Here is a 265-nt window from a genome sequence, read left to right on the forward strand (position 1 = left end):
GGATTATTTCCTCGAAGGATACTTTCAGAAGACTGCGCTAAAACCACCACAAGTATCGAAGATGAAAGAACAGCAAATAATACGGGATCAAATTTAATCGCCCCAGCCGTCCATATTTCAAACAAAGGCTCTACAAAAAGCTGTAGAATAACAAAACCCGGTGCAAGAAAAAAACACAGCATCAGCCACAACACTGCCAGCGTTGCCTGAATTTCCACTTGTTTTTTTTCATGCACGTAACGCATTAATTCGGGCAATATTGGTC

At 41.1% G+C, this 265-nt stretch carries 1 protein-coding gene; it reads right to left on the reverse strand.

The annotated features are described in order from the left end of the window. Positions 1 to 265: hypothetical protein (locus Q4563_RS20340; RefSeq protein ID WP_303605804.1), on the reverse strand; the 265-nt coding region annotated here is incomplete at both ends.

The organism is Gilvimarinus sp. 1_MG-2023 (assembly GCF_030548285.1).